The organism is Enhydrobacter aerosaccus (assembly GCF_900167455.1).
Taxonomy (GTDB): Bacteria; Pseudomonadota; Alphaproteobacteria; order Reyranellales; family Reyranellaceae; genus Reyranella; species Reyranella aerosaccus.
In genome coordinates this window covers 45036-70292 of sequence record NZ_FUWJ01000001.1, presented here as the reverse complement: position 1 = coordinate 70292, position 25257 = coordinate 45036, and the positions used below count along the sequence as shown (strand labels likewise).

The following is a 25257-nucleotide window of genomic DNA, read 5'->3' as shown; positions in this document are numbered from 1 at the left end:
GACACGACGCTCGAAAGCCTTGTCTTATCGGTATCCGACCTGTCCCGGCCCCCCGGGACAGGCGCGGGACGGCGGGAGCGGTCAGCCGGCCATGGCACGGCGATAGGTCTCCAGCAGCCACAAGTTGAACTGCGGCAGGGTCGTTTCCAGCGGACCGTAGATGCCGTCGGGCGAGAACCGCGAATGCTTCGAAGCCTGCATGCCGCGATTCATCGGCACGTCCTGGGCCCAGATCTTCGAACCGCCCGCGCTGACGGCGGCGCAGCGTTCCATCAGGTCCGGCAGATCGAGCGTGCTCTGCGGCAGCAGCCAGCCGCCATAGGTCACGCGGTCGCTGCCCGCCAGTGTGGCCTCCGCACCGGCCGGCCGGATCAGCGTATAGGCGATCGTTCCCGGCGCCATCATCAGCAGGAGGCTGGGCGGCAGCATCGCGAAGGTGATGCGTTCGCGCTGCTCGGGCGGCAGCGTGGCGATCGCCGGGAACGCCGAGTCCTCGCTCCAGCCGCCGCTGTTCATGCCGCCGCCGGGCTTGCGCATCGGCACGCTGCGCACGATCGCGTTGTCGCCGGGCTTCATGTCCATGTAGCGCACGCCGTCATCGCCGAGCACGCTCGGCGCGAAATCGTGCGTGCCGATATGCACATACTCGGTGTGATAGGCGTCGGTGAAGTTCTCGACATGCACCTTCCAGTTCCACGGCAGCGGCGTGTCGCTCATCACCGGCGGCATCGCCTTGAGGCCGGTGGCCTCGTAGCCCGCCCACAGCGGCTCGAGCTTGGCGAGGCTCGGCGCCAGCGGCGCGGCCTTCTCGTCGAGATTGACGAAGATGAAGCCGTGCCAGAGTTCCAGCCGCAGCGACGGCAGACGCACGGCCTGGCGCAGCCGCTGGACCGCCTCGGCATCGCCCATGCGCGGCGCGCCGACGAGACGGCCCTGGAAATCATAGGTCCAGTAATGCAGCGGGCAGCGCAGCACCTTCTTGCCCGCCTCGGCGCATGGGATGACCTCGCCGCGATGCCGACAGATCGCGCTCAGGGCGCGGATGTCGCCATCGTCGCCGCGCACGACCAGCACCGGTTCACTCGCGACTTCGGTCGCCAGGCAATCTCCAGGCTGCGCCACCTGTTCGACGCGCCCGACGCAAATCCAGGTGCGGCTGAAGACCTCCGCCTGCTCGAAGGCGAAGAACGCCGGTGAGGTATAGCAGCCGGCGGGCAGCATCTTCTCCTGCGCCGTCTTTTCATCCAGGCGGTCGATCTGCTCCAGCAGGCCCTCGACCTCCGGCGTCCGGGTGACGGCGTGTCGGGTCCGGCTCGGTGTGTACGTATCCATATTCCCTCCTCAATCCGCGGCGACGCGGTCCCAGTCGAGCTGGAACTGCTCGACGTCATAGGCTTGCAGCGAGGCCCAGTGCCGCTCCAGGTCGGCGGCGAACAGGCCGCGTGTCAGGCCGGCCACCAGTTTGGGAACGGCCGAGGTGATCGCGTTGATGCTGCTGCCCGACGGGCCGAAGCTCATCGTCGAAGCGATGCTGAACATATGGACATCGGCGAGCCACGGCGCCTCGCCGGGGCGCTTCTCGAGGAAGGCATAGTCCGGCCCCAGATAGGGGAAGGCCGCCAGCGCCGCATCCTCCTCACCCGGCGGCGGCGTATAGCGATCGCCCCAGAGCGCGATCTTGTCGGCAAAGCCGGCCAGTTCCTTCCGCTTGGTCAGGTCTTGGCGGATGCCGGTGCCGCAGATCACAAAGTCCGCCATGAACGGTCCGCGCTCGGTTTCTATATGGACACGCCCGTCCTCGATGCGCGCGCCGGTCCAGGCGCGGCCCACATGCATGGTGAAGTCGGCATGCGCCATCACGCGCCGGTACGTATCGATCGGGAAGCCCTCGCGGGCGCGCAGGATGGTGCCGATCATGCGCCAGCGCCACGCATCCGGCATGTCGCCGATGTGCCTGAGAAAGCCGGCGAAGGTGAGCCAGCGATAGCGCTGCACCGTCGAGGGCTGCGCGCGGCGGCAGAACAAGTGGACGTCGGCGCCGTGCTCCAGCGCCACGGCGGCATTGTCCATCGCCGACGAGCCGGCGCCCAGCACCGCGACGGTGCGGCCGCGCAGCCGTTCGAAGTCGATATCGCGATCGCAGGTATGGGCGCGATAGCCGGCCGGCAGGGCGTCCACGAAATCCGGCATCCACCATTCGCCGCCGCCGTCCTGCCCAGTGGCGAGCACCAGCTTGCGCGTTGCCAGCACTTCACCCGTCGAGAGCGTGACGAGCAGGCATCGGCCCCCATCGTCGAGCGTGCCCGGTCCGGCAGTGACGACCTCGACATCGTTGCGGACCGGAAAGTCGAGGAGGTTCCGGTACCACATGAGATAGGCGTGCCACATCTCGCGCGGGATCAGCCCCATGTCAGCAAAGGCCTGGCCGCCGTACTGCGCTTCGTACCAGGCCTGGAAGGTGAGGCTGGGGATGCCGAGATCGGGCCCGCTGTAGTCCTTGGGGCTGCGCAGCGTCGCCATGCGCGCGAAGGTGATCCACGGTCCTTCCTTGCCGGCCGGCGCGCGGTCGACAATCAGGACATTGCGCACCCGCTCGCGCCGCAGCGCGAAGGCGATGGTGAGGCCGGACTGGCCGGCACCGACGATCAGCACATCGAGCGCCGGAACGCCGCCATGAAAGCGAGGCGTCATCCAGTCGAGGCGCGGATGGGCAATCAGCTCGAGATCGCGCCGAATCCGAGCTTCGAGCGCCGGCAGCCCTTCGGGGACATGCATGTCATCTCAGCTCAGCAATCGCTATGCCACCGGCGGCAACTGGAGATCCTTGGCATGCATGTTGCGAGTTTGCTGCTGTCGACCGGACGGAGGCAATCATGGGCAAGGGCGCGAAGGCAAACGCACTGACGCGGCGGTCGCTGGTGGCGGCCGCTTCGGCGAGCGCAGTGGCGACCATCGGCGGGTTCACGCCCAAGCGCGTCCATGCTCAGAGAAAAATAAGTGTAAAATATACGCTCGGCTGGCTGCCCGAAGGCGCCAACATCTGGTCGTACGCGGCGAAGCAATTCTGGACCAAGTCGGGCATCGACGTCACGATCGAGAAAGGCAGCGGCTCAGCCGCCGCTACGCAGGCGATCGCCCAGGGCCAGTACGAGTTCGGCATTCCCGCCGCGCCCAATTCGATCCAACAGGCGCTGAAGGGACTGCCGCTGCTCTCGCTCGGCTGCTTCAACTACGACACCACCATGGGCATCGCGGTCCGTCCCGAATCGGACATCGCCAAGCCGGAACAGCTCAAGGGCAAGAAGGTCGGCTCGACACTGACCTCGGGCGAATATCCCTTCCTGCCGCTGTTCCTCAAAAATGTCGGGCTCACCATGGGCGACATCCAGTCGATCGCGCTCGACAGCAAGGTGCGCGAGGTCGCGCTGATCGAGAAGCAGTGCGACGCCATCACCTGCTTCGTCGCCAGCGCGCTGCCGAAGCTGATCGCCTCGAAGGTCAATCCGCGCGTGTTCCTCTACAAGAACTACGGCCTGCCCTTCTATGCGCACTCGCTCACGACCACGAACGCCTTCTACGCCAAGGAGAAGGCGCTGTGCGCCGACATGACGGCCGGCCTTGCCGAAGGCGTGAAGTTCGCCCTGCTGCATCCCGACGAGACGATCGAGATCCTGTTCAAGGAAGTGCCGGAGATGAAGCTCGCCTCGACCGCCAAGGAACAGCTTGCCATCGGCATGGGCGTCTGGTCGGCGAACTACGTCACCAAGGAGGCGATGGACAAGGGCATCGGCTGGGCCGATCCGGCCATCTACGCGAAGATGACCGATGTCGTGTTCGCCACCTCCGCCGCGGCCGGCGACAAGAAGCCCGATCCGGCCTCGCTGTTCACCAACGAGTTCGTCGGCAAGCTGCAGCTCAGCGCCGACGAATGGAAGACGGTGAAGGCGTCGACCGCCAAATACGCGCTCGGATGACCGCCGCCTCCGACTACGTCGTGATCGACCGGGTGGCGAAGACCTACAACCCGGGCAGCCGCCAGCAGGTCGATGCGGTGACGGCCACGTCGTTCTCGGTGAAGGCCGGCGAGTTCGTGACCCTGCTCGGCCCGTCGGGCTGTGGCAAGAGCACCCTGCTGATGATGGTGGCCGGCCTCGACACGCCCAGCACCGGCACGATCAACGTCGCTGGCCAGCCGATGGCGGCGCCACGCGCCGAGACCGGCATCATGTTCCAGGACCCGACCCTGCTGCCGTGGAAATCGGCACTCGAGAACGTGCTGTTTCCCTTCCGGGCGATGAACCGGCCGGTCGCCCCGTTCGAAGGCCGAGCCGCGCAGCTCCTCGACCAGGTCGGACTCGCCGGCTTCCACGACCACAAGCCGCGCCAGCTGTCGGGCGGCATGCGGCAGCGCGTGGCGATCTGCCGGGCCCTCGTCTACGAGCCCGACCTGCTGCTGATGGACGAACCCTTCAGCGCCCTCGATGCCATCACGCGCGACGAGATGAACCTCGTGCTGATGAAGATGTGGCACGACCATCGGCGCACGGCGCTGTTCGTGACCCACAGCATCCGCGAGGCCGTGTTCCTGTCCGACCGCGTGCTGGTGATGAGTCCGCGCCCCGGGCGGGTGGTCGAGGATGTCGCCATTCCGTTCGACCGGCCGCGCACGCTGGAGATCGGCGAGACGGCGGAGTTCAATCGCATCTGCGCCCATCTGCGCAACCGGATCTCGCACTGATGACGGTGATCGACACCGTGACGGCGACGGCGGCGCGGGCACCGGTCCGCCTGCGCCTCGTGACTCTCGACCGCCTGCGTTCGGCGGCGCTGCCGATCGGCTTCGCCGCCGCCGTGCTGCTGCTGTGGCAGGTGGCGGTCGATATCGGCGGCTATCCGAAGGTGATCCTGCCGGCGCCGTCCGATATCGCCAGCGCGCTGGCGGCCAACTTCTCCGAGATCTGCCGGCAGGCGGTTCCGACCACGCGCGACACGCTGGCGGGCTTCTGCATCGCCGCCGTGCTGGGCATCGGCCTCGCCTCCCTGCTGACCGTCAACCGCCTGCTGCGCGATGCCATCTATCCGCTGGTGATCGTGATCCAGCTGGTCCCGAAGATCGCCTGGACGCCGCTCTTCATCGTGTGGGCGGGGATCGGCTGGCCGTCGCGACTGACGATCGCGACCTTCATCGCCTTCTTCCCGATCTTCATGGCGATGCTGGCCGGGCTCGAATCGACGGACGGCTCGCTGGTCCGGCTCTGCCGCGCCCTCACCGCGACGCCATGGCGGACCTTCTGGCTGGTCCGCTTTCCGGCCTCGATGCCCTACCTCTTCTCCGGCCTCAAGATCGGCATCACCCTGTCGGTGATCGGCGTCGTCGTCGCCGAGTTCATCTCCTCCTCGGAAGGGCTCGGCTTCTTCATCCTGAAGAGCGCGGCATTGCTGCAGACCGACGTGATCCTGGCCGCCATCTTGGTGCTGTGCCTGGTCGGGCTGGCGAGCTTCGGCCTCGTGCATCTGGGCGAGCTGGCCGTGCGGCGGTGGCGGGGCGATTGAGCAACAGCCTCACCCTCCGGCGCACCGTGCCGCCGCTGGCGACGGCGCTCCTGCTGATCGGCCTGTGGGAGACCATGAGCCGGTCGGGCCTGGTCAGCCCGCGCCTCCTGCCCGCTCCCACCCTGGTATGGGACACGCTACAACGCTCGTTCGGCATCCTGCTCGAACAGGCCGTACCCACCCTCACCGGCGCGCTTGCCGGCATCCTGCTGGCTGCCGCCTCCGGCATCCTGCTCGGCATCGCAGTGACGCTGTCGCGCACCGCCATGCAGGCGATCTATCCCACCATCGTCTTCTTCCAGCTCATTCCCAAGGTGGCGCTGGCGCCGGTGTTCCTGATCTGGTTCGGCACCGGCATGACGGCGAACATCCTGTTCTCCGTCTTCATCGCCTTCTTCCCGGTGCTGGTCGCCACCATCACCGGCCTCGACGCCGCGCCGGACAACTACGAGCGGCTGTGCCGGTCGCTCGGCATGTCGCGCTGGCGCAGCCTGCTCGCCGTGCGCCTGCCGTTCGCACTGCCGCACATCTTCAGCGGCCTGCGCATCGGCGTCACCTTCGCCGTGATCGGCGTCGTGCTGGGCGAGTTCATCACCGCGCAGATAGGCCTCGGCTACATCATCCTGTTCTCGGCCAACAACTTCGAGACGGCGCTGCTGCTGGCCGCGATCGTCCTGCTGTGCGGCGTCGGCATCCTGCTGTTCGCCGCCTTCGTCGCCCTCGAATGGCTGGTCATGCGCTTCTACGACAGCTGCGTCCTCTAGCGAGTGACGCCTGCATAAAAGGCACTCGTGGGTTTCGGCGCCTGGGGCGCCTGCAACGTCCGCGCCTGGCGCGGCCCTGCGGCGAGCGCGGACGTTCGACCCGCGACCGGTCCGGTTCGCCTCGGAGGGCGAGGCCGAGGTCTGCGAGCCGACCTTAGCCGATGCCTTCGCCCTCTATGACGTGGCGGTGCTCGATGAGGGTCGGCCGTCGACGTGTGGCTGCCCAACTTCCTCGACTTCTATAGAGCCTGCGAGGCCATGGTCTCGCTGGGCACGACCCTGGCGCTTTGGGGACCGCCACGGCCGTTCTGATCTGTCCCCTCTCTCCTGCCTCTCCCCCGAGCGGGGGGAGAGGAATTTGACGGGGACCTTGGTGCTGCCTACCGCTTGGGTGGCGTTGCCGGCCACGACTTGATCAACGTGTCGTAGTCGATTGTCTCGCCCTTGGGCTTCTCATTGGCGAGCTTGCGCTGCGGGGCGATGGTGCCATCCTTCTCGGCCTTGGCGAACCAATAGTCGGCCGTCTGCTTGGGATTGAGCTTGGGCCCGCAGGCGCCCTGCACGCCCGACTTCTCGAGGCGTTCGAGGACGGAGTCCTGCGCCGCCGCGAGAGCGTCCATCGCCTGCTGCGGCGTCTTGGCCCCGGATGAGGCATCGCCGATGTTCTGCCACCAGAGCTGCGCGAGCTTGGGATAGTCGGGCACGTTGACGCCGGTCGGGGTCCACTGCACGCGCGCCGGCGAGCGGTAGAACTCGATCAGGCCGCCGAGCTTGGGCGCCCGCTCGGTGAAGCTCTTGTCCCAGATGTCGCTTTCGCGGATGAAGGTCAGGCCGACATGGCTCTTCTTCAGCGAGGTCGTCTTGGAGACGATGAACTGCATGTAGAGCCACGCCGCCTTGCGCCGGTCGACGGGCGTCGACTTCAGGAGCGTGAGCGACCCTGCATCCTGGTAGCCAAGCTTCATGCCCTCCTTCCAATATGGTCCATGCGGCGACGGCGCCATGCGCCACTTGGGGGTGCCGTCGGCGTTCACCACCGGCAGGCCGGGTTTCACCATGTCGGCGGTGAAGGCGGTGTACCAGAAGATCTGCTGCGCGACGGCGCCCTGGGCCGGGACCGGTCCGGACTCGGAGAAGGTCATGCCACGGGCGTTGGGCGGGGCATACTTGTTCAGCCAGTCGACGTACTTGGTGACGGCGTAGACTGCGGCCGGCCCGTTGACGTCGCCGCCACGCTCGACGGACGAGCCGACCGGACGACAGCCTTCCATGCGGATGCCCCACTCGTCGACCGGTTTGCCGTTGGGGATGCCCTTGTCACCGTTGCCGGCCATCGACAGCCAGGCATCGGTGAAGCGCCAACCGAGCGATGGATCCTTCTTGCCGTAGTCCATGTGGCCATAGACTTTGACGCCGTCGATCTCCTTGATGTCGTTGGTGAAGAACTCGGCGATGTCCTCATACGCCGACCAGTTCACCGGCACGCCGAGATCGTAGCCGTACTTGGCCTTGAACCTGGCCTTGTAGTCTGGATTGGTGAACCAGTCGTAACGGAACCAGTAGAGGTTGGCGAACTGCTGATCGGGCAACTGGAACAGCTTGCCGTCGATCCAGGTGCCGAACGACTTGCCGATGAAGTCGTCGACGTCGAGGGTCGGCGAGGTAACGTCCTTGCCCTCACCATTCATCCAGTCCGTCAGGTTGACGGTCTGATTATAGCGCGGATGCGTGCCGATGAAGTCCGAATCGTTGATCCAGCCGTCGTAAATGTTCTTGCCCGACTGCATCTGGGTCTGGATCTTCTCGACGACGTCACCCTCCTGGATGATGTCGTGCTTCACCTTGATGCCGGTAATCTCGGTGAACGCCTTGGCCAGCACCTTGGATTCGTACTCATGCGTGGTAATGGTCTCAGACACCACGCTGATGTCCATGCCAACAAACGGCTTGGCGGCATTGATGAACCATTGCATCTCCTTCATCTGCTCATCCTTGCTGAGCGTAGAAGGCTGGAACTCGGTGTCGATCCAACGCTTGGCGGCCGCCTCGTCGGCGTACGCCGGGGCGCCAATCGCCCCCAAACACGCCGCCATCGCGAGGGCGCTCGCCATCGTCGACAGTCGGACCTTGACTCTGTTGCGTCTCATGGTTTCCTCCATATGGAGCGCGAGTGCATAGCCCGGCCGGTTGTCCCAGCTCTGTCTTGATCTCGTAGGCCTCAAACGACGCGAAATACGACCACAGCAGCGACCAACGAAATAGCGGTAGCGAGCCACAGGCTCGATATCTCAATGCCCTCGCCGATCGGCAGCGCGGCGATCGGCGCCGTGCCGATCAGTCCAATCCAGGCGAGATGAATGACGGCCGCGAGCACCAGCGACAGGAACAGCCGGTCGCCGCGCGTCGTGGCAATGCCCAGGATGCCCACCCGCTCAGGTTGCGGTCGGGCGAGCGCGAACCAGCTCATGGCGCCGAGCGCAAGGGCCACCGCGACGAAGAGCGCGGCGGTGACTGGCGTCCAGGCCATCCAGGCGATACCTTCCATACCCGCCTCCCTTCAGACCCGGCCGAGCGCGAAGCCGCGCGCGATGTAGTTGCGGACGTACCAGATCACGATCGCGCCCGGCACGATGGTGAGCACGCCGGCCGCCGCCAGCACGCCCCAGTCCATGCCGGCGGCCGACACCGTGCGCGTCATGGTAGCGGCGATCGGTTTGGCGTTGACAGAGGTGAGCGTGCGGGCGAGCAGAAGCTCGACCCACGAGAACATGAAGCAGAAGAAGGCGGCGACGCCGATGCCGGCCGCGATCAGCGGCATCAGGATCTTGAGGAAGAAGCGTAGGAAGGAGTAGCCGTCGAGGAAGGCGGTCTCGTCGATCTCACGCGGCACTCCCGAGATGAAGCCTTCCAAGATCCAGACCGCCAGCGGAATGTTGAACAGGCAATGGGCCAGCGCCACCGCCCACGGCGTGTCGAACAGGCCGATCGCCGAATAGAGGTTGAAGAACGGCAGCGCGAATACCGCGGCCGGCGCCATGCGGTTGGACAGGAGCCAGAAGAACAGATGCTTGTCGCCGAGGAAGCGATAGCGCGAGAAGGCATAGGCCGCCGGCAGCGCGAAGCTGATCGACAGGAGTGTGTTCAGAACCACGTAGGTGAGCGAATTGATGTAGCCCGAGTACCAGCTGGGGTCGGTGAAGATGACGCGGTAGTTGTCGAGCGTCGGATGCTGCGGCCATAGCGACATGGTCGAGGTGATCTCGACGTTGGTTTTGAAGCTCATGTTGACGAGCCAGTAGATCGGCAGCAGCAGGAAGACGAGGAACAGGCCGAGCACCGCCCGTCTTCCGGGGAGCGTGTACATCATGGCTCGCCTCCCGCCCCGCGGCGCTCCTGACCTGCGTTGGTCATGACGGTGAAGAAAACCCAGCAGACGATGATGATGATCAACATGTAGACCAGCGACATGGCCGCGGCCTTGCCGAGATCGAATTGGCCGAGGGCCAGCTTCACCAGCTCGATCGAGATGAATGTGGTGGAGTTGCCGGGGCCGCCGCCGGTGACGACGAACGGCTCAGTGTAGATCATGAACGAGTCCATGAACCGCAGCAGGGCGGCGATCACCAGCACGTGCCGCATCTTGGGCAGCTGGATCGCCTTGAACACCGCCCAGCGCGACGCGCCGTCGATGCTCGCCGCCTGGTAGTACGCATCGGGGATAGACTTCAGGCCGGCATAGCAGAGCAGCGCCACCAGGCTCGACCAGTGCCAGACGTCCATGACGATGATGGTGAGCCAGGCATCGATCGGGTTGGCGACGTAGTTGTAGTCGAAGCCCAGGCGATTGACTGCCCAGCCCATCAGCCCGATGTCGGATCGACCGAAGATCTGCCAGATCGTGCCGACGACGTTCCATGGGATGAGCAGCGGCAACGCCAGTACGACCAGCGAGAAGGCGACGCCCCAGCCCTCGCGCGGCATGGCGAGCGCGATCACGATGCCGAGCGGAATCTCGATCGCGAGCACGATCCCGGAGAAGGCGAGGTTGCGCCACAGCGAGGCGAAGAAGCGGCCGCCGAGCTCGGTCCCGGGATCGAGCAGTTCCTGGTACCAGCCGACGCCGTTCCAGAAGAACTTGTTGTTGCCGAAAGTGTCCTGCACCGAATAGTTCACCACGGTCATCAGCGGGATGACCGCCGAGAAAGCGACGATCGCGAACACCGGCAGGACCAGGAACCAGGCCTTCTGGTTGGGGATCTTCTCCATCACGCCGCTCCCTCGACGCGCCGCTGATCGGCATAGACGTGGATCTGCGCCGGCTCGAACGCGAGCGCCATCTCGGGTTCGATCGACAGGCCGCGCGGTACGCGGGCAGCGATCCTGAGGTCGCCCACCCGGACATGTGCGAACCGACTACGGCCGAGATCGTCGATGCGCTCGACCTTGGCACCGAGCAGGCCGGGACTGGGCGGTGCGAGCCGCACGAACTCCGGGCGGATGCCGATCTCCAAGCGCGCACCGATCGGCAGCCCGCAATAGCTTCTCTCGAGCTGCACCACGTGGCCGGCAATGCGCGCCTGCCGTCCCTGCACCTCCGCCGGCAGAACGTTCATGCCCGGCGAGCCGATAAAGTAACCCACGAAGGTGTGGTCGGGGCGCAAGAACAGCTCTTCCGGCGTACCGGTCTGCACCACGCTCCCTTCGTGCATTACCACGACGGTGTCGGCGAAGGTCAGCGCCTCGGTCTGGTCGTGGGTGACATAGATCATCGTCAGATCGAGGTCGCGGTGCAGCACTTTCAGCTTGGAGCGCAGCTCCCATTTGAGCGCGGGGTCGATCACGGTGAGTGGCTCGTCGAACAGGACCGCCGCGACGTCGGCACGGACCAGGCCGCGGCCGAGCGAGATCTTCTGCTTGGCGTCGGCGGTCAGCCGGCTCGCCTTGCGGCCGAGATGCGGCACGAGGTCGAGCAGCTCGGCGATCTGCCTCACGCGCGCCTCGATCTCGGCGCTCGGCATGCGGCGGTTCCTGAGCGGAAAGGCGAGGTTCTCGCCCACCGTCATGGTGTCGTAGATCACCGGGAACTGGAAAACCTGGGCAATGTTGCGCTGCTGCGTGGTGAGCGGCATGACATCGCGGCCGTCGAACAGCACCGTGCCGCGCGACGGTTTCACAATCCCCGAGATGATGTTGAGCAAGGTGGTCTTGCCGCAGCCCGACGGCCCGAGCAGCGCGTAGGCACCGCCCTGACGCCAGGTCATCGAGGTCGGCTTCAGGGCGAAATTCGCCGGATCGACCCCGGTGCCGTGGTAGGAATGCGCAAGCTCGACCAGGTCGATCCGGGCCATGGCGCGCCTCAGCTCCCTGCCGGACCGGCAACCAGCCGGCCCTCGATGTCGAAGATGAAGACGTCGTCGGGATCGAGGGCCGCCTCGAGCGTCTGGCCGGGCAGAAACTCGTGCACGCCGGGCAGCACGGCAACCCAGTTGGCACCGTCGCGCCGCAGATGCAGGAAGCTCTCCGAGCCGGTGATTTCGGTCAGCGCGACCATGGCCGGGAACACATGATGGCCATTCGCTGCGGTCGCCGCGGTCTTCCCTGTACCGTCAGCGACCGCGAGCTGATGGGCGCGGAAGCCGACCCGATACGGACCGTCCTGCAGCGCGGCGTAGAGCCCATTCGCCGGCGCAGTGCCGCCGCCGTGGTAGGCGACCGAGCCGTCGCGCTTCTCGACCGCCACCGTATTGAGCGGCGGATCGGAGAACAGCTCGGCCACCCGCAGGCTTTTCGGGCGGTGATAGACGGCGGGGGTTTCGCCGGTCTGCAGCGCTCGACCTTCGGACAGGCAGATGGTGCGGCCGCCCAGCAGCAGCGCCTCCGAAGGCTCGGTCGTGGCATAGACGAAGATGGCGCCGGACAGCTCGAAGATGCGCGGCAGCTCGGCGCGCAGCTCCTCGCGCAGCTTGTAGTCGAGATTGGCCAGCGGCTCGTCGAGCAGCACGAGGTCGGCGCCCTTCACCAGCGCGCGGGCGATCGCCGTGCGCTGCTGCTGACCACCCGACAACGCGAGCGGCGTGCGGCCGAGATACGGCTCGAGCTTCAGGAGTCGGGCGGTCTCGCGCACGCGCCGCTCGATCTCCTCCTGCGGCCGGCCCTGGACCCGCAACGGCGAGGCGATGTTCTCGAACAGGGTGAGCGAGGGGTAGTTGATGAACTGCTGGTAGACCATCGCCACCGAGCGCTTGCGCACGTCGATGCCGGTGACGTCGCGGCCGTCGACCAGCACGCGGCCGGTGGTCGGCGCGTCGAGCCCGGCCATGACACGCATCAGCGACGTCTTGCCCGAGAGTGTCGGGCCGAGCAGGACATTCAGCGAGCCCCGCGCGAGGGTGAGCGAGACGTCGCGCAGGTGATCGACCGCACCGCGCACCAGCGAGACGTTTTCGAGGCCGAGCGTCATGACGCGAGCCTCGCCGAGCGGCCGCCGGCCAGCGCCGCGCGTCGCGCAGTCATCCAGTTGTCGAGTTCGGCTGTCTCGGCCGCGGTCAGGCGCAGGCCGAGCTTGGAGCGGCGCCACACGACGTCACCCGCCGTCTCGGCCCATTCGTGGTCCATCAGGAAGGCGACCTCGCGCTCGGTCAGATCGGCGCCGAACCGCCGGCCGAGATCGGGCAAGCCGTGGGTGTCCTCGAGCAGCGTCGCGGCGCGCGTTCCATAGGCGCGGGCCAGCCGCTCGGCGTGGTCGACGGCGAGATAGGAATAGCGACGGCGCAGGTCGGCCGCGAGTTCGCCGAGGCCGTTCACGGGGAAGTCCCCGCCTGGCAGGGTGCCGGTTTCGGCGGATTCTCCGCCCGCCGGGAGCGCCGACGCGAGCTTGTCGAGCGCCGCTTCGGCCAGCCGGCGGAAGGTGGTGATCTTGCCGCCGATGATGTTCAGCAGGGCGGCACTTCCCGACGGGGCGTCGAGCGCCAGGACATAGTCGCGAGTCACGGCCTGGGCTTCCGAGACGCCGTCGTCGTAGAGGGGACGTACGCCGGAATAGGTCCACACGACGTCGGCCTGGGTAACCGCCTGCCGGAAGTACATGCTGGCGACGCTGCAGAGATAGTCGATCTCCGCGCCGCTGGCCGCTACCGCCGCGAGATCGCCGACATAGTCGCGGTCCGTGGTGCCGATCAGCGTGAAGTCGCGCTCGAAAGGGATTGCGAAGACGATGCGGCCGTCGGCGTTCTGGAGAATGTAGCACTTGTCGTGGTCGAACAGGCGGCGCACCACGATATGCGAGCCCTGCACCAGCCTGACCTTCACGGGCGCCTCGCTGGGTAGCGTGCCGGCGAGGATGCTGCCAACCCACGGACCGGCGGCATTGATCAAGGTGCGGGCGCGAATGTCGCTGCGCGCCCGGCTGTGGCGATCCTCGACCACCACGCGCCAGCCGCCTGGCCCACGCTCCGCCGACACGCAGCGGGTCCGCGTGCGCACGACGGCACCGTGCCTGGCAGCATCGAGGGCGATCAGGACCACGAGGCGGGCATCGTCGACCCAGCAGTCGGAATATTCGAACGCACGCGTGAACGAAGGCTTCAACGCAGCACCTGACACATCACGCGTCAGATTCAAGGTCTCGGTCGCCGGCAACAGCGCCCTCCCCCCTAGATGGTCGTAGAGGAAGAGGCCGAGCCGCAACATCCAGCCCGGCCGCAATCCCGAATGAAGCGGCAGCACGAAGCGGAGCGGCCTCACTATATGCGGCGCCATGCGCCACAGCACCTCACGTTCACGCAGAGCTTCTCGCACCAATCGGAACTCGTAGTGCTCCAGATAGCGCAGGCCGCCGTGGATCAGCTTGGTCGAGGCCGACGAGGTGCCCGACGCGAGGTCGTCCTGCTCACACAGGAAAACCGACAGGCCGCGGCGCGCGGCTTCGCGGGCGATGCCGCAGCCGTTGACGCCGCCGCCGACGATGGCGAGGTCGAACTCGGCCGACACGAGCGTTTCCTCTTCTTTCGTTATTATTTCTTTTTCGTATGAAAACGAACTCTAAATGAATGTTTTCGCACTCGCAATGCGGGCACCGCGCGGCTCGGTGAATATTTTGTGCTGGATGGAAAAGGGTTCGGACCGCCCTGCCCTGCCGGGTTGGCTTGTCACCCCAAGCAGAGCCCGGGATTTGGGCGCCACTCGGAATGACAGCGGTACTGCTTAGGATGATGAGGCCGCCGCTCGATGACAGCGAAACGCAGGCCTACTGTCCGACAGCCTCGGCGGCAGAGGTCTCGATAACGTCGACGGCGTGCTCGGCACACACCGCACGCAGGCGGGCCGAGGGCAGACGGTCGGTCACGAAGACCTGGATCTGCGAGATGTGGCCGATGCGGACCGGCGCCGTACGCTCGAGCTTCAGGCGGTCGGCCACCAGCACGACGCGGCGGGCGTTCTCCATGATGGCCTGGCTGACCCGGACCTCGCGGTAGTCGAAGTCGAGCAGGGCGCCGTCTTCGTCGATCGCCGAGGCGCCGATCACCGCGGTATCGACCTTGAACTGGCGGATGAGATCGACGGCGGCGGCGCCGACGATCGCGCCGTCGCTGCGCCGTACTGGGCCGCCCGCCACGATGACCTCGAAGCTGGGAAACGGGTAGAGGGTGCGCGCCACGTTGAGATTGTTGGTGATGACCAGCAGGTCCTCATGGGCGGTGAGCGCGCGCGCCACCTCCTCAGTCGTCGTGCCGATGTTGATGAACAGCGAGCTCTGGTTCGGAATCAGAGCCGCGGCCCGTGCGCCGATCGCCCGCTTCTCCAGAGCGGCGATCAGCCGGCGCGCCTCGTAGGCGGTGTTTTCGACTGCCGACGCGATGATGGCGCCGCCATGGATACGGTTCAGCAGCCGCCGCTCGCAGAGGTCGTTGAGGTCCTTGCGGATGGTTTGCGGCGTGACGTCAAATTTCCCGGCAAGGCCCTCGACGCTGACCCGTCCCTGCACCCGGGCGAGCGCCATGATCTCCTTCTGTCGGGCCGATGTCGTCTGCATGCCGGGCAATTCTAGGCACCGACCGGCACGGAACAAGCCCGGGCGCTTCCGATCCCGAAGCGAATGGTGGCGAAGGCCTTGGACCGGTGCCTCAAGGCGCTCGTCGAAACTCGACCTCCCGGCCGGGAAAGCCTGGAAAGCTGCTCGATCGGCATACGGCAACATTGTCGCCGACTCGGCGGGGGAAGTCGAAAATCAAGCTCATACCGCACCGGGCTTCGCCTTCGGATGGCCGGAGCGGCGCGGCCTCGATCGGCAGGAGCACTCGCGGCGCGAAGTCCTGGCGATGCTCCGGTTCCGTTAGCGGTCGCCTAAACCCGAGTGGTCCAGATCCCTGATCGCCTCGTGACAGTGTTGCGTCACGGATGGAAATTCGCATGCCACCATTTCGCGATATCCACTCGCCTTTGGAAGCTTACACCCGGTGTCTTGTGGCAGTACTCGAGAAACCTGGCCAGAGCCGTGCTGCGCCCGGGGCGTCCAATGATGCGACCGTGTAGTCCGATGCTGAGCATTTTCGGCACCGTGCGGCCTTCCTTCAGCAGACAGTCCACGCTGTCGCGCAGATACTCCCAGAACTCTCCGGCGCCAGACCATCCCGGCCCTCTGAAGAACTTCGCGTCGTTGGCATCGAGCTGATAAGGCACGACCAGGTGATGCCTGTCATCGACCTTCACCCAGTAGGGAATCTCGTCGGCATAGGAATCGCAATCGTAGAGGAAGCCGCCCTCTTCGATCAGGAGGCGCCGCGTATTCACGCTGGGAGCGTATCGGCAATACCAGCCAACGGGACGCTCGCCAGTCGTCGCCGCAATCGATGCTACAGCGAGGTTGATTTGCTCGCGCTCCTGGTCGGGATCCATTCGGAAATGGTCGACCCAGCGATAGCCGTGTCCTGCCACCTCATGTCCGCGCGCCGTGAAGGCGCGGGCGACCAGTGGATTGCGCTCGAGCGCTCTCCCGCAGCCAAATATCGTGGACTTGACCCCATACTCCGCCATCAGGTCCAGTACGCGCCACGTGCCGACGCGAGAGCCATACTCGAACGTCGATTCGACGCCGAGGTCCCGGGTCTTCGAATCCATCGTCGGATAGACAAATTCGCCGACGCGCTCGCCATCAGGATCGCCGTCGCCGACGCAAAGCTCCGATCCCTCCTCGTAATTGAGAACCAGCGAGACGACCACGCGCGCATCGTCTGGCCACCGGACCTTGGGATAGTTCCAGCCGTAGCCAACCAGATCCCGCATCACTCTCCTCCCTCCCCTACAAGTCTTCGAAGGTATCGCCGCTGTCTCCGGGCAAGGCATAGCTGGACTCGGAGAGCGCCTTTGCGATCACATCATGAGCGCGCCTCATGAGCTGCTCTGCCCTGCGCCGTGCCAGAGGCACATCCCCCGCCAGGACCGCATCTGCAACACCGCTATGACCTTCAAGCGTCATCGACAGCATCTCGCTCGACTGCAGATGAGCCAGGTAACGGTAGCGCATCGCCTGCTTCTCGATGCCAGCCACGATGCGGATGAGGGTCTGGTTTTGCGAGGCCGTATGGATCGCCCTCGTGAAGCTGACATTGTGATTGAAGAAGGTCGGAACATCCTTCGCCTTGAAGGCCTGTCCCATGCCGGCAATCAAGGCCTTGACCTGCTTTCGGCCTTCGTCGTCGATGTGGCGCGCGGCCTCCGCTGCGGCCAGCCCCTCGAGACCAACGCGGCAGGCGTAGACCTCGTCGAGATCGCGCCGGCTCATGGGCGTCACCCTTACTCCTTTGCGTGCCGTGCGAACGACGAGCCCGTCCGCTTCGAGCATTCGAAAGACTTCGCGAATGGGCGATCGGCTGACGCCAAAGCTTGCTCCGACCTCCTCTTCGAGAATGCGGGTATCCGGGGCGAGTTCGAGGAACACGATCCGATCCGACAGCACTCGCGCCACCTCGATCGCAATCACGGACGGAAGTTGGAATCCGGCAGGTGCTGTAGCGGGCTTCGTGGACCAAGGGGCCACGGAAGAGCCTTTCTTAGCCAATGACATAGCCACCATCGGCAATGACGGTTTCGCCGGTCACATAAGAGGCCGCATCCGACACCAGGAACATTGCCAGCTTGGCGATCTCCTCTGCAGTTCCCCATCGCCCAAGGGGAACACGCGCCAGCCCCCTGTCGCCCGACTGCCCCTCCTTCACGGTCTGACGGGAAAGTCGTGTTAGCGATCGTCCTGGGGCCAGACACAGAACCCGAACGCCATGGGGGCCCCATTCCACGGCAGCGGCCTTCGTCACCTGCGAAATCGCGGCCTTGGCGGCGGCATATATGGCTCGATTCTCTCCGCCCGAAAAGGCGGTCTGCGACCCGATCGAGAGGATCACCCCCTGACGACGCCTGACCATGCCGGCACCGACGAGCTGCATCAGCCGCACCGCACCGATCAGATCGACATCGATCACCCGTCGCATCTCCTCGAGGCCTGTATCGAGCAGCGGCTTTGCCACCAGGACACCAGCATTGTTGATCAGGATATCTACGGCTCCAGCCGCCTCGGCAAGCGACCCGACGGAAGCAGGATCCGCCTGATCGTAAACATGGACCTCGGCATTACCGCAACGCTGCGCGACCTCAGCGAGTGGCTGATCTTCGATGTCAGCCAATACCAGGTCGGCACCGGCGGCATGGAAAAGACCGGCCATTGCCGCACCGAAGCCGTTGGCCGCACCGGTTATAAGTATGCGGCGGCTATGGAAATCGAGATCGTCAGCGAGCGTCATGATCCAGTGCGCTCCAGAACCCAGTTACGCGTCGCAATCGCTCCTTGGGCGAGCGGCACCGTCGGCACGAAGCCGAAATCGCGGCGTGCGGCATCGATCGCGAGAGGGCCAAGGCCGAAGGTGTTCCAAGCAAGTCCCTTGGGATCGATTTCGATCGTCGCCGTCGGCACGGCCTCGCGCACCTGCTCCAATATCTCCTGCAGGTCTTGCGAAATCCCCGGACCAATATTGTAGATACGCCGATCGAGTGTCTCCGCATCCAGTGCGGCGCGGACAGCCGCCACGACGTCCCCGACGAAGATATGCTGCCGAGTCACCCCTACGGCAGGAGCAACGATGGTCGGTCGGCCGGCGAGACCGTCCTCGACAAGGGTGCGGATGAGGCACGAAGTCGTACGTCCGGGGCCGTAACAGGAGGCGACCCTGAAAGCGACGGCATCGACGCCATGCTCCAGATGATACGCGTGGATCAGGGCCTCCCCCGCAGCTTTGGTCGCACCATAGACCGTATGCGGGCGCAGCGGTTCATCCTCGACGACCGGCAGCAGGTCGGACCGCTGCCCATAAGCCATGATCGAGGAGAACCAGACGATGCGACCCAGCCGGTGCAGGCGCGCGGCTTCCAGCAGTGCGGCCAGCCCGGATAAGTTCACATCGCAGACGCGACTCGGATTGTCAGGCAAGACCATGGGCCCCGAAATCCCGCCGGCATGCACGACGCGGCGAATGCCAAACCGCAAGATCGCCTCATGCCAGCGCGCGGGATCCGGCAGGTCGTGAGTCAAGAACGGTATGCCGTGTCCCTCGAGGTCGATGCCGGGTGGCGGCGATCGATCCGAGGCGACGACGGAAACACCTTCTGCCACCAGCCTGCGAAGGACCGCCGCACCGATGAGGCCGCCCACGCCGGTGACAAGTACAGCGCCGTCCTTCATTCGGCTGCCTCGGCGAGACGGATCTGGGGCATGACGACGGTTGCGATACTCCGAATCTCCAACCGATCCCCCGGGGTCGCTTTCAATATCGCCAGGCCGGCGTCATCAATCGGCACGGTCCCCGGGGCAGTCGACGGATCGATGCGCAGCCACGCCCTAAGGGGTGCAGCGCGACGGGAATCAATCTCGACCAGGTCGTCGGCCTGAAGGCCCGCCGCGGCTGCGTCTTTCGGATGCAGGCGACAAACCCGCCGCTTGCTGACGGCGCCGCTCTCATACGAATCAGCGGTCAGGACCGCCGGCAGGGAGAAGCGTGCTTCGCCCAATCGCTTTCTCAGGGCATTGGTCGTACGCCGATCAACCTCGCCCTTCGGCCCGAGTACCACTCCGTAAAGGTCATGAGCGGCCTGTCGGGAGACATAGCCTTCGCTTACGTCCTCGGCGACGTGAGCTGGATCGCGCTGCAGCGGATCGCCATAGCCACCGCCGCCCGCCGACCGAATCACCACGACACTGCCGTCGCCCACCGGATGTCCGGCGACCTTGCCCGGTGTATCGAAACTCTCGATGGTCCCGTCACTTTCGAGCCAGGCCCCGACCTGTACGCCGGAAAGCCCTCCCAGAACGCCAAACGCCGGGACAACGGCTCCATCGGACAGCAGCGAATAGCGCGCGCCGCTCGCGAGGACCTTGATCGAGCGCTGCATGGAGAGCCCTCCTCGGGTTGTGCCGGCTCCGCCCGAGTCGATGGCGAGCCGCGATGTCTCGACCATGAGGGGCATGCGCGTCTCGATGACTTCCGTTGATTGCACCGTTACGAGATCGCCCCAGTCGATGGTTGCCATCGCGCTTGGCCCGTCGCTTTCACGGAATGCGCCATTGCCGCCGGCCGACCATTCGTAGTGGACCCATTCGCGTTGACGCTTTGCGTCGTATCCGCCGATCAGGTTGTGAAAGGATGTTCGGCAAAGATCACCGGCCACAAGATCAGGGACCACTTGCGACAGGGCGCCGACCATCGTGGCGATGACACGCTTGCGAATCTCGCCGTGGGACCCTGCCGGAGCGGGTCGCTGTACGTTTACGATCGACGCGGGAGGTGCGATGACCTCGATGGGTCGGAAGGAACCCTGGTTCAGGGGTGCGGCGGGATCGAAGATCGACTTCACGGCGATGAAGACCGATGCAGCCGTGACGGCTGCCGTCGAGTTGACGGGGAAAGGCACCTGCGGTGATGCGCCGGTGAAATCGGCCAGCATTCGATCGCCCGTGACGGTGAGCGCGAGCGGCAGAAGCAACGGCTCGAAAGTGCCGTCCATGTAGGTTTCCAGATAGTCCTCGTAGCGATAGGTCCCATCCGGAAGGTCGGCGATGCAGGCACGCATCCGCGCCTCGGAGCGATCGAGGTCCAAACGCACGGCCTCGAGCAGCGTATCCACACCCCAGCGCGCGCAGATCTCGTGGATTCTCTTCTCGGCAACACGGCAGGACGCCAGGCTCGCTTCCAGGTCACCAAGGCGCTCCTCCGGCACCCGCATGTTCGAAAGCAGAATATCCAACGCGGCCTGATTGAAGCGGCCGCGCTCCTGGATCTTGATTGGCGGGATACGGACTCCCTCCTGATAGATCTCCGTCGCCTTGCCGGACATGCTTCCCGGCACCATGCCCCCGACATCGGCCCAGTGCGCACGAACCGCCGGAAAGAAGATCAGCCGATCGCCTGCGAATACCGGGAAGATGATGGTCACGTCATTGAGATGGGTACCGCCGGTGTAGGGATCGTTCGACAGGATAACGTCCCCTGGCGCGATATCGCCGCCCAACTTGTCCATCGCCGATCGTACGGACCACGGCAGCGGCACGACATGCGATCCAATATCTTCCGACTGCGCCACGACCTGGCTGTCCGGCGCGAAGAGGCCGCATGAGAAATCCTTCGCATCATAGATCGCAACCGAGCTCGCCGTCCGGCAAACGGTCGCACGCATCTCACGCACAATGGAGATGAGCCCCTGCGTCAGGACTTCGAGAGTAATCGGATCGATGCTCATTGGAGGTCTCCTCCGCGCCGCCGCAGCACGAGGCATCCCACCCGGTCACGCTCGGCGGACCAGCCTGGCGGGACCACCGTCGATGACCCGGCCTCTTCGATGACAGCCGGACCATCGATCGCCAGGTTGGGCGGCATTCGCTCACGATCCACAATCGGAGCGACATGCGCCACGTCGTCAAATATCACAGGGCGCACTCCCCGCCGGGCGCCGTCCATCGTCGTGCCGCATGCTTCCACCGGCGGCAGACCGGGTTTGTCAGCCAGTCCCCAAGCAGCCACGCGGTAGCTCACGATTTCGATGGGCGCTCCGGTCGTGCCGCCATAGCGAGTCCGGTACACGGTCTCAAAGCTCGTCACGAGCTTCGCCATGTCGGTAAAGTCCACCTCGACAGGAACCGAGAGTTCGAAGGACTGTCCCGAATAGCGCATGTCGAGAGTTGCGGCGAAGCGTCGTTTGTCCGAAGGGAAGCCGGCGGCTTCCAGTTCCTCATCGCCCAGGGCCACCAGGCCGGCGAGCATCTCCCGCACCTCCGCCGGATCGAGCCTGTCGATCGTCGCCACCCTGGTACGGACGAAGTCGCGGCGCACGTCGGCCACCAACAGCCCGAAGGCCGAGAAGTTGCCGGGCATGGGCGGCACCACCACTGTGCGCATGCCCAGTTCGTCGGCTATTGCCGCTGCTTGCAGCGGCCCGGCTCCGCCATAGGCCAAGAGCGCAAAATCGCGCGGATCGATTCCGCGCAATACCGACACTTCCTTGATCGCCCCCGCCATCGAGGCAACGGCAATGCGCAGGATTCCCTCTGCCATCCGCTCTGCCGGAAGCCCGAGCTTGGCGCCAAGACGTTCCACCGCCGCCACCGCGGCCGCGCGATCGAGGCGGATCTCACCGCCCAGAAGCTGATCGACGCCGAGCCGCCCAAGGGCGACGTTGGCATCCGTTACGGTCGGTTCGGTGCCGCCGCGGTCGAAGCAGACCGGCCCTGGATATGCCTTTGCCGAACGCGGTCCGACAGTCAGGAAGCCGCCGGAGACAGCGGCGATGCTTCCGCCCCCGGCGCCGACGGTATTGATGTCGATCTGTCGGATCTTCACCGGAAATGCCGCGACACGGCCTTCGGTCGTCATACCGAATTCACCGCCGCGCACCATGCAGACATCAGTCGATGTACCGCCCATGTCGCAGGTAATGATGTCGGGGAAACCTGCGGCATGCCCGATGAAACCGGCAGCGATTACCCCCGCGGCCGGCCCGGACAACATCGACAGTACCGGCATCGATTCCACGCGCTCGGCGGGCAGTGTTCCGCCGTTCGACGTCATGATGGAAAGAGGTGCCGCAATACCGGCGCTGCCCAACCGGTTGCGTAACTCGCCAAGATACCGGCGCATGCGCGGCGCGACATAGGCGTTGAGCGCCGTGGTCGAGAAGCGCTCGTATTCCCGATATTCCGGCAACACCTCCGACGAGGTTGTAATCACCGCATCCGGCAGGTGACGGGCCAGGATCTCGGCCGCCTTCCGCTCGTGATCGGCATTGGCATAGGAATGAAGAAAGCAAACCGCGACGGCTTCGACGCCGCTCTCGGCCAGGCGACGACCGATCTCGGCAACGTCGTTCTCGTCGAGTGCGGTAACGACACTGCCGTCGGCTCTTAGTCGTTCGCGCACTTCGAAGCATCGGGAGCGCGCGACCAGCGGCCGGTTTGGCGGCGCCTTTATATTATAGATGATCATGCGATTGCCTCGGCCGACGACAAGCACGTCGCCATGGCCCCGGGTCGCCAGCACGGCCAGATTGGCGCCATCGCTCTCCAGTGCCGTATTGGTCGCGACCGTCGTCCCGTGAACGATGCGCTCCAGATCATCCGGCTCGAGCGACAGTTTCTCGATACCGGCCAATATGCCTTCCGACTGATCCGCAGGCGTCGAAGGCGTTTTCAGGATCTGAAGACGGCCACTCCCTCGATCCATGAGGACCAGATCGGTGAACGTGCCGCCAACGTCGACGCCCAGCCAGTTCATCGTTTTGCCACTCCCAAATTCTGCATTCATCAGCGCCCCAGGAATCGGGGTGACCGCTTTTCGGTGAAGGCCGATGCACCCTCGCGATAATCTTCACTGTCCATGGCGCGGGCGATCGCAGTTTCGATCTCGCCAGCACGCCCTTCAGCCGTTCCAGAGGACAGCGCCTCAAGGACAAGCTTTGCGCCGGCAAGCGACAGGGGAGCGTTCTTGGACAGATCGCTTGCGAAGGCATGCGCTGCCTCCAGTGCACTACCCTGCTCTGACACCATGTCGAGCAGGCCGAGTTGACGACAGTCTTCGACGTCGAAGGCCCGGCCGGAAAACAGTATGCGCTTGGCATTGGAGAGCCCGACCTGCCGCAGCAGGAGCGAGCAGTCCAGGGGACCATAGACAATGCCAAGCCGGGCCGCAGGAATGCCCATCCGCGCGCTTGCATCTCCGATCCGGAAGTCGCAAGCGAGCGCGAGGCCGCATCCGCCGCCCATCGCATAGCCAGAGATGGCCGCAATTGTTGGAACCGGGCAATCACGTACGGCGCGTGTCGCGGCGTCTGCAGCCTCCTCATATATCTTGCCCATAGCTGCATTGGCGCGAACCGTCGGGAACTCCGAGATATCGGCGCCAGCGCAGAAGTGGCCACCCGCTCCGGTCAATATCGCGGCCCGAGGTCCATCTTGTCGCCCGAAGTCGGAGAAGATCTCCGCGAGGCGACTCCACATCGCCAGCGAAACCGCGTTGCGCTTTGCGGGACGGTTGAGCGTTACGGTGGCAATCCCTTCGACGGTCTTGACCAAAATCTCTGCGGCAAGATTGGCCACGTATTCACCCTGTCTGCATGGTTGATAGGTTGGCGAACTTGTGTACTGTATACACGACTGGCTGCCGACAAGGGAATGGAAGTTGCTTCAGGCCTTCCAGGGATGTCTGCAGACCTTGAGCGGAGGGGGTTATGGCAGTGAAACAAGGGGTTCAGCTCGCGGTCATCAGCCTGCTGGCGTCCGTCGCTATCGCACAGACCAGTGCGGCACAGGTTCCGGGCGTGACCGCAGATACGATCCGGATCGGCTCGTTCGGAGCCCTCACCGGCCCGGGCTACCTTTACGGCAAGCTGCCAATGAACGGCATCGAGGCGGTCTTCGACGAGGTCAATGCTGCCGGGGGTGTCAACGGCCGTAAACTTCAGCTGGTTCGAGAAGACGACCGCTGCGATCCGGCAGCTGCAATCGGCGCGGTGAAGAAGCTGATCTCCGAAGACAATGTCTTTGCCCTGATCGGCGGCGGCTGCAGCAACGCCACATTTGCTGCCCGGGATGCTCTCGACGAGGCAAAAATCCCGCTGGTCGTGATGGCGTCTGTACATGATGGAATCACGACACCGGTTTCTCCCACGATCTTCAGCGCAGCGCTTACCTCGACCATCGAAAGCGAAGCGCAGCTCCTCTACGCGATTTCGCAGAAGGCCAAGCGTATTGCCGTCATTTCCATGCGCGATGCTTGGGGTCGGGCTCGCTATACCCCGTTGATGGAAGCCTTCAAGAAAAGAGGCATAACACCGGTTGCAGATGAGGAGATGGCGCCCGACGCCAATGACGCGACGGCTCAGGTCCTGCGACTCAAGGCGGCCAATGCGGATGCAGTCCTCATCGTCCTCTACCCCAAGCCCGCCGCCATCTTCATGCGCGATGCGCAGAAATTGGGCTACAAGCCGCTGGCCATTGGCCAGACCGGCATCGCCGACCCCGCCGCCTTCGAAGAACAGGTTGGTTCACCTGGAGCCACCGCGCTTTTCAGAACCATTTCGATGGTGCGCTACACGCCGGAAGATCCTGCCATGGACAAGTGGCGCAAGGCGATCGAGACCAAGTTTTCGGGCGACCGTCTGTCGGTGTTCAACCTGTTTGGGATCGGCAGTGCGCAGGTCATGGTCGAGGCACTCAAGCGTGCTGGCCGAGATCTCACTCGTGAAAAACTGGTGGCCGCCCTCAATCACCTGACGAACTTCCCAACCGACGTGTATGGGGCAGGCATCACCTGCACCGAGACGGATCACCGCTGCAACAAAGCCCCCGTCTGGATCGCGAAGGAGCCCGGCAAACCGGTGCGAGTCCTGGAAGTCACCAAGGTCGAGTAGA

At 64.9% G+C, this 25257-nt stretch carries 22 protein-coding genes; 5 read left to right on the top strand and 17 right to left on the bottom strand.

Annotated elements, in window-relative coordinates; genetic code table 11:
- Nucleotides 1-81: 81 nt before the first annotated feature.
- Together B5D62_RS00325 and B5D62_RS00320 are read right to left on the bottom strand one after the other, a co-directional pair.
- Nucleotides 82-1332, bottom strand: a complete 1251-nt coding sequence (locus B5D62_RS00325) for an aromatic ring-hydroxylating oxygenase subunit alpha (protein ID WP_085931843.1) — start codon at nucleotides 1330-1332, stop codon at nucleotides 82-84.
- A gap of 9 nt (nucleotides 1333-1341) precedes the next feature.
- Nucleotides 1342-2775 carry an FAD/NAD(P)-binding protein gene (locus B5D62_RS00320; protein ID WP_085931842.1) on the bottom strand — a complete coding sequence of 478 codons (1434 nt, stop codon included), beginning with the start codon at nucleotides 2773-2775 and terminating at the stop codon, nucleotides 1342-1344.
- Between the two features lie 98 nt (nucleotides 2776-2873).
- Between B5D62_RS00320 and B5D62_RS00315 the strand changes: the two genes are divergently transcribed.
- From B5D62_RS00315 to B5D62_RS00300, 4 genes are read left to right on the top strand one after another with little or no spacing between them, the layout of a single operon-like run.
- Entirely contained in the window at nucleotides 2874-3974 is a 1101-nt protein-coding gene (locus B5D62_RS00315) for an ABC transporter substrate-binding protein (protein WP_170920716.1), read from the top strand.
- Complete coding sequence (locus B5D62_RS00310) at nucleotides 3971-4738, top strand: ABC transporter ATP-binding protein (RefSeq protein WP_085931840.1); 768 nt, start codon at nucleotides 3971-3973, stop codon at nucleotides 4736-4738. The genes B5D62_RS00315 and B5D62_RS00310 overlap by 4 nt, the downstream gene beginning before the upstream one ends.
- A complete protein-coding gene (locus B5D62_RS00305; protein WP_085931839.1) occupies nucleotides 4738-5553 on the top strand; it encodes an ABC transporter permease in 816 nt (271 codons plus the stop codon). Before B5D62_RS00310 ends, B5D62_RS00305 begins: the two co-directional genes overlap by 1 nt.
- Nucleotides 5550-6317: an ABC transporter permease gene (locus B5D62_RS00300; protein WP_085931838.1), complete on the top strand. Its 768-nt coding sequence runs from the start codon at nucleotides 5550-5552 to the stop codon at nucleotides 6315-6317. Before B5D62_RS00305 ends, B5D62_RS00300 begins: the two co-directional genes overlap by 4 nt.
- A gap of 380 nt (nucleotides 6318-6697) precedes the next feature.
- On the opposite strand, the gene B5D62_RS00295 is transcribed toward B5D62_RS00300, so the two are convergent.
- The 15 genes from B5D62_RS00295 to B5D62_RS00225 all read right to left on the bottom strand — a co-directional run bounded on the left by B5D62_RS00295 (nucleotide 6698) and on the right by B5D62_RS00225 (nucleotide 23943).
- Nucleotides 6698-8464 (bottom strand): ABC transporter substrate-binding protein, encoded by a 1767-nt coding sequence (locus B5D62_RS00295; protein WP_139373677.1) that lies wholly within the window; start codon nucleotides 8462-8464, stop codon nucleotides 6698-6700.
- A 71-nt stretch (nucleotides 8465-8535) separates the two neighbouring features.
- On the bottom strand, nucleotides 8536-8862 hold the full coding sequence (locus tag B5D62_RS00290) for a DUF2160 family membrane protein (protein WP_085931836.1): 327 nt from the start codon (nucleotides 8860-8862) through the stop codon (nucleotides 8536-8538).
- A 12-nt stretch (nucleotides 8863-8874) separates the two neighbouring features.
- A complete protein-coding gene (locus tag B5D62_RS00285; protein WP_085931835.1) occupies nucleotides 8875-9681 on the bottom strand; it encodes a carbohydrate ABC transporter permease in 807 nt (268 codons plus the stop codon).
- Nucleotides 9681-10583 (bottom strand): carbohydrate ABC transporter permease, encoded by a 903-nt coding sequence (locus B5D62_RS00280; RefSeq protein ID WP_085931834.1) that lies wholly within the window; start codon nucleotides 10581-10583, stop codon nucleotides 9681-9683. Before B5D62_RS00280 ends, B5D62_RS00285 begins: the two co-directional genes overlap by 1 nt.
- Entirely contained in the window at nucleotides 10583-11665 is a 1083-nt protein-coding gene (locus B5D62_RS00275; RefSeq protein ID WP_085931832.1) for an ABC transporter ATP-binding protein, read from the bottom strand. The genes B5D62_RS00280 and B5D62_RS00275 overlap by 1 nt, the downstream gene beginning before the upstream one ends.
- Nucleotides 11666-11673: 8 nt before the next feature.
- Nucleotides 11674-12777, bottom strand: a complete 1104-nt coding sequence (locus B5D62_RS00270; protein ID WP_085931831.1) for an ABC transporter ATP-binding protein — start codon at nucleotides 12775-12777, stop codon at nucleotides 11674-11676.
- A complete protein-coding gene (gene glpD, locus B5D62_RS00265) occupies nucleotides 12774-14306 on the bottom strand; it encodes a glycerol-3-phosphate dehydrogenase (protein WP_085931830.1) in 1533 nt (510 codons plus the stop codon). The genes B5D62_RS00270 and glpD overlap by 4 nt, the downstream gene beginning before the upstream one ends.
- Before the next feature lie 256 nt (nucleotides 14307-14562).
- Nucleotides 14563-15348 carry a DeoR/GlpR family DNA-binding transcription regulator gene (locus tag B5D62_RS00260; protein ID WP_085931829.1) on the bottom strand — a complete coding sequence of 262 codons (786 nt, stop codon included), beginning with the start codon at nucleotides 15346-15348 and terminating at the stop codon, nucleotides 14563-14565.
- Nucleotides 15349-15707: 359 nt separating this feature from the next.
- Nucleotides 15708-16598, bottom strand: a complete 891-nt coding sequence (locus B5D62_RS00255; RefSeq protein WP_085931827.1) for an allantoinase PuuE — start codon at nucleotides 16596-16598, stop codon at nucleotides 15708-15710.
- Nucleotides 16599-16614: 16 nt separating this feature from the next.
- The gene (locus B5D62_RS00250; protein WP_170920715.1) at nucleotides 16615-17295 is read right to left on the bottom strand and encodes a GntR family transcriptional regulator; all 681 of its coding nucleotides are present in this window, start codon (nucleotides 17293-17295) and stop codon (nucleotides 16615-16617) included.
- 70 nt (nucleotides 17296-17365) lie between these two features.
- Nucleotides 17366-18109 (bottom strand): SDR family NAD(P)-dependent oxidoreductase, encoded by a 744-nt coding sequence (locus B5D62_RS00245; protein WP_085931825.1) that lies wholly within the window; start codon nucleotides 18107-18109, stop codon nucleotides 17366-17368.
- Entirely contained in the window at nucleotides 18106-19044 is a 939-nt protein-coding gene (locus tag B5D62_RS00240; RefSeq protein ID WP_085931823.1) for an NAD-dependent epimerase/dehydratase family protein, read from the bottom strand. Before B5D62_RS00240 ends, B5D62_RS00245 begins: the two co-directional genes overlap by 4 nt.
- Nucleotides 19041-21095, bottom strand: a complete 2055-nt coding sequence (locus tag B5D62_RS00235) for a hydantoinase B/oxoprolinase family protein (protein ID WP_085931822.1) — start codon at nucleotides 21093-21095, stop codon at nucleotides 19041-19043. The genes B5D62_RS00240 and B5D62_RS00235 overlap by 4 nt, the downstream gene beginning before the upstream one ends.
- A complete protein-coding gene (locus B5D62_RS00230) occupies nucleotides 21092-23122 on the bottom strand; it encodes a hydantoinase/oxoprolinase family protein (RefSeq protein WP_170920714.1) in 2031 nt (676 codons plus the stop codon). Before B5D62_RS00230 ends, B5D62_RS00235 begins: the two co-directional genes overlap by 4 nt.
- 29 nt (nucleotides 23123-23151) lie before the next feature.
- Entirely contained in the window at nucleotides 23152-23943 is a 792-nt protein-coding gene (locus B5D62_RS00225; RefSeq protein ID WP_170920713.1) for an enoyl-CoA hydratase/isomerase family protein, read from the bottom strand.
- Between the two features lie 131 nt (nucleotides 23944-24074).
- On the opposite strand from B5D62_RS00225, the gene B5D62_RS00220 reads away from it, so the two are divergent.
- Nucleotides 24075-25256 carry an ABC transporter substrate-binding protein gene (locus tag B5D62_RS00220; RefSeq protein WP_085931818.1) on the top strand — a complete coding sequence of 394 codons (1182 nt, stop codon included), beginning with the start codon at nucleotides 24075-24077 and terminating at the stop codon, nucleotides 25254-25256.
- The last annotated feature ends 1 nt before the right edge of the window (nucleotide 25257 follow it).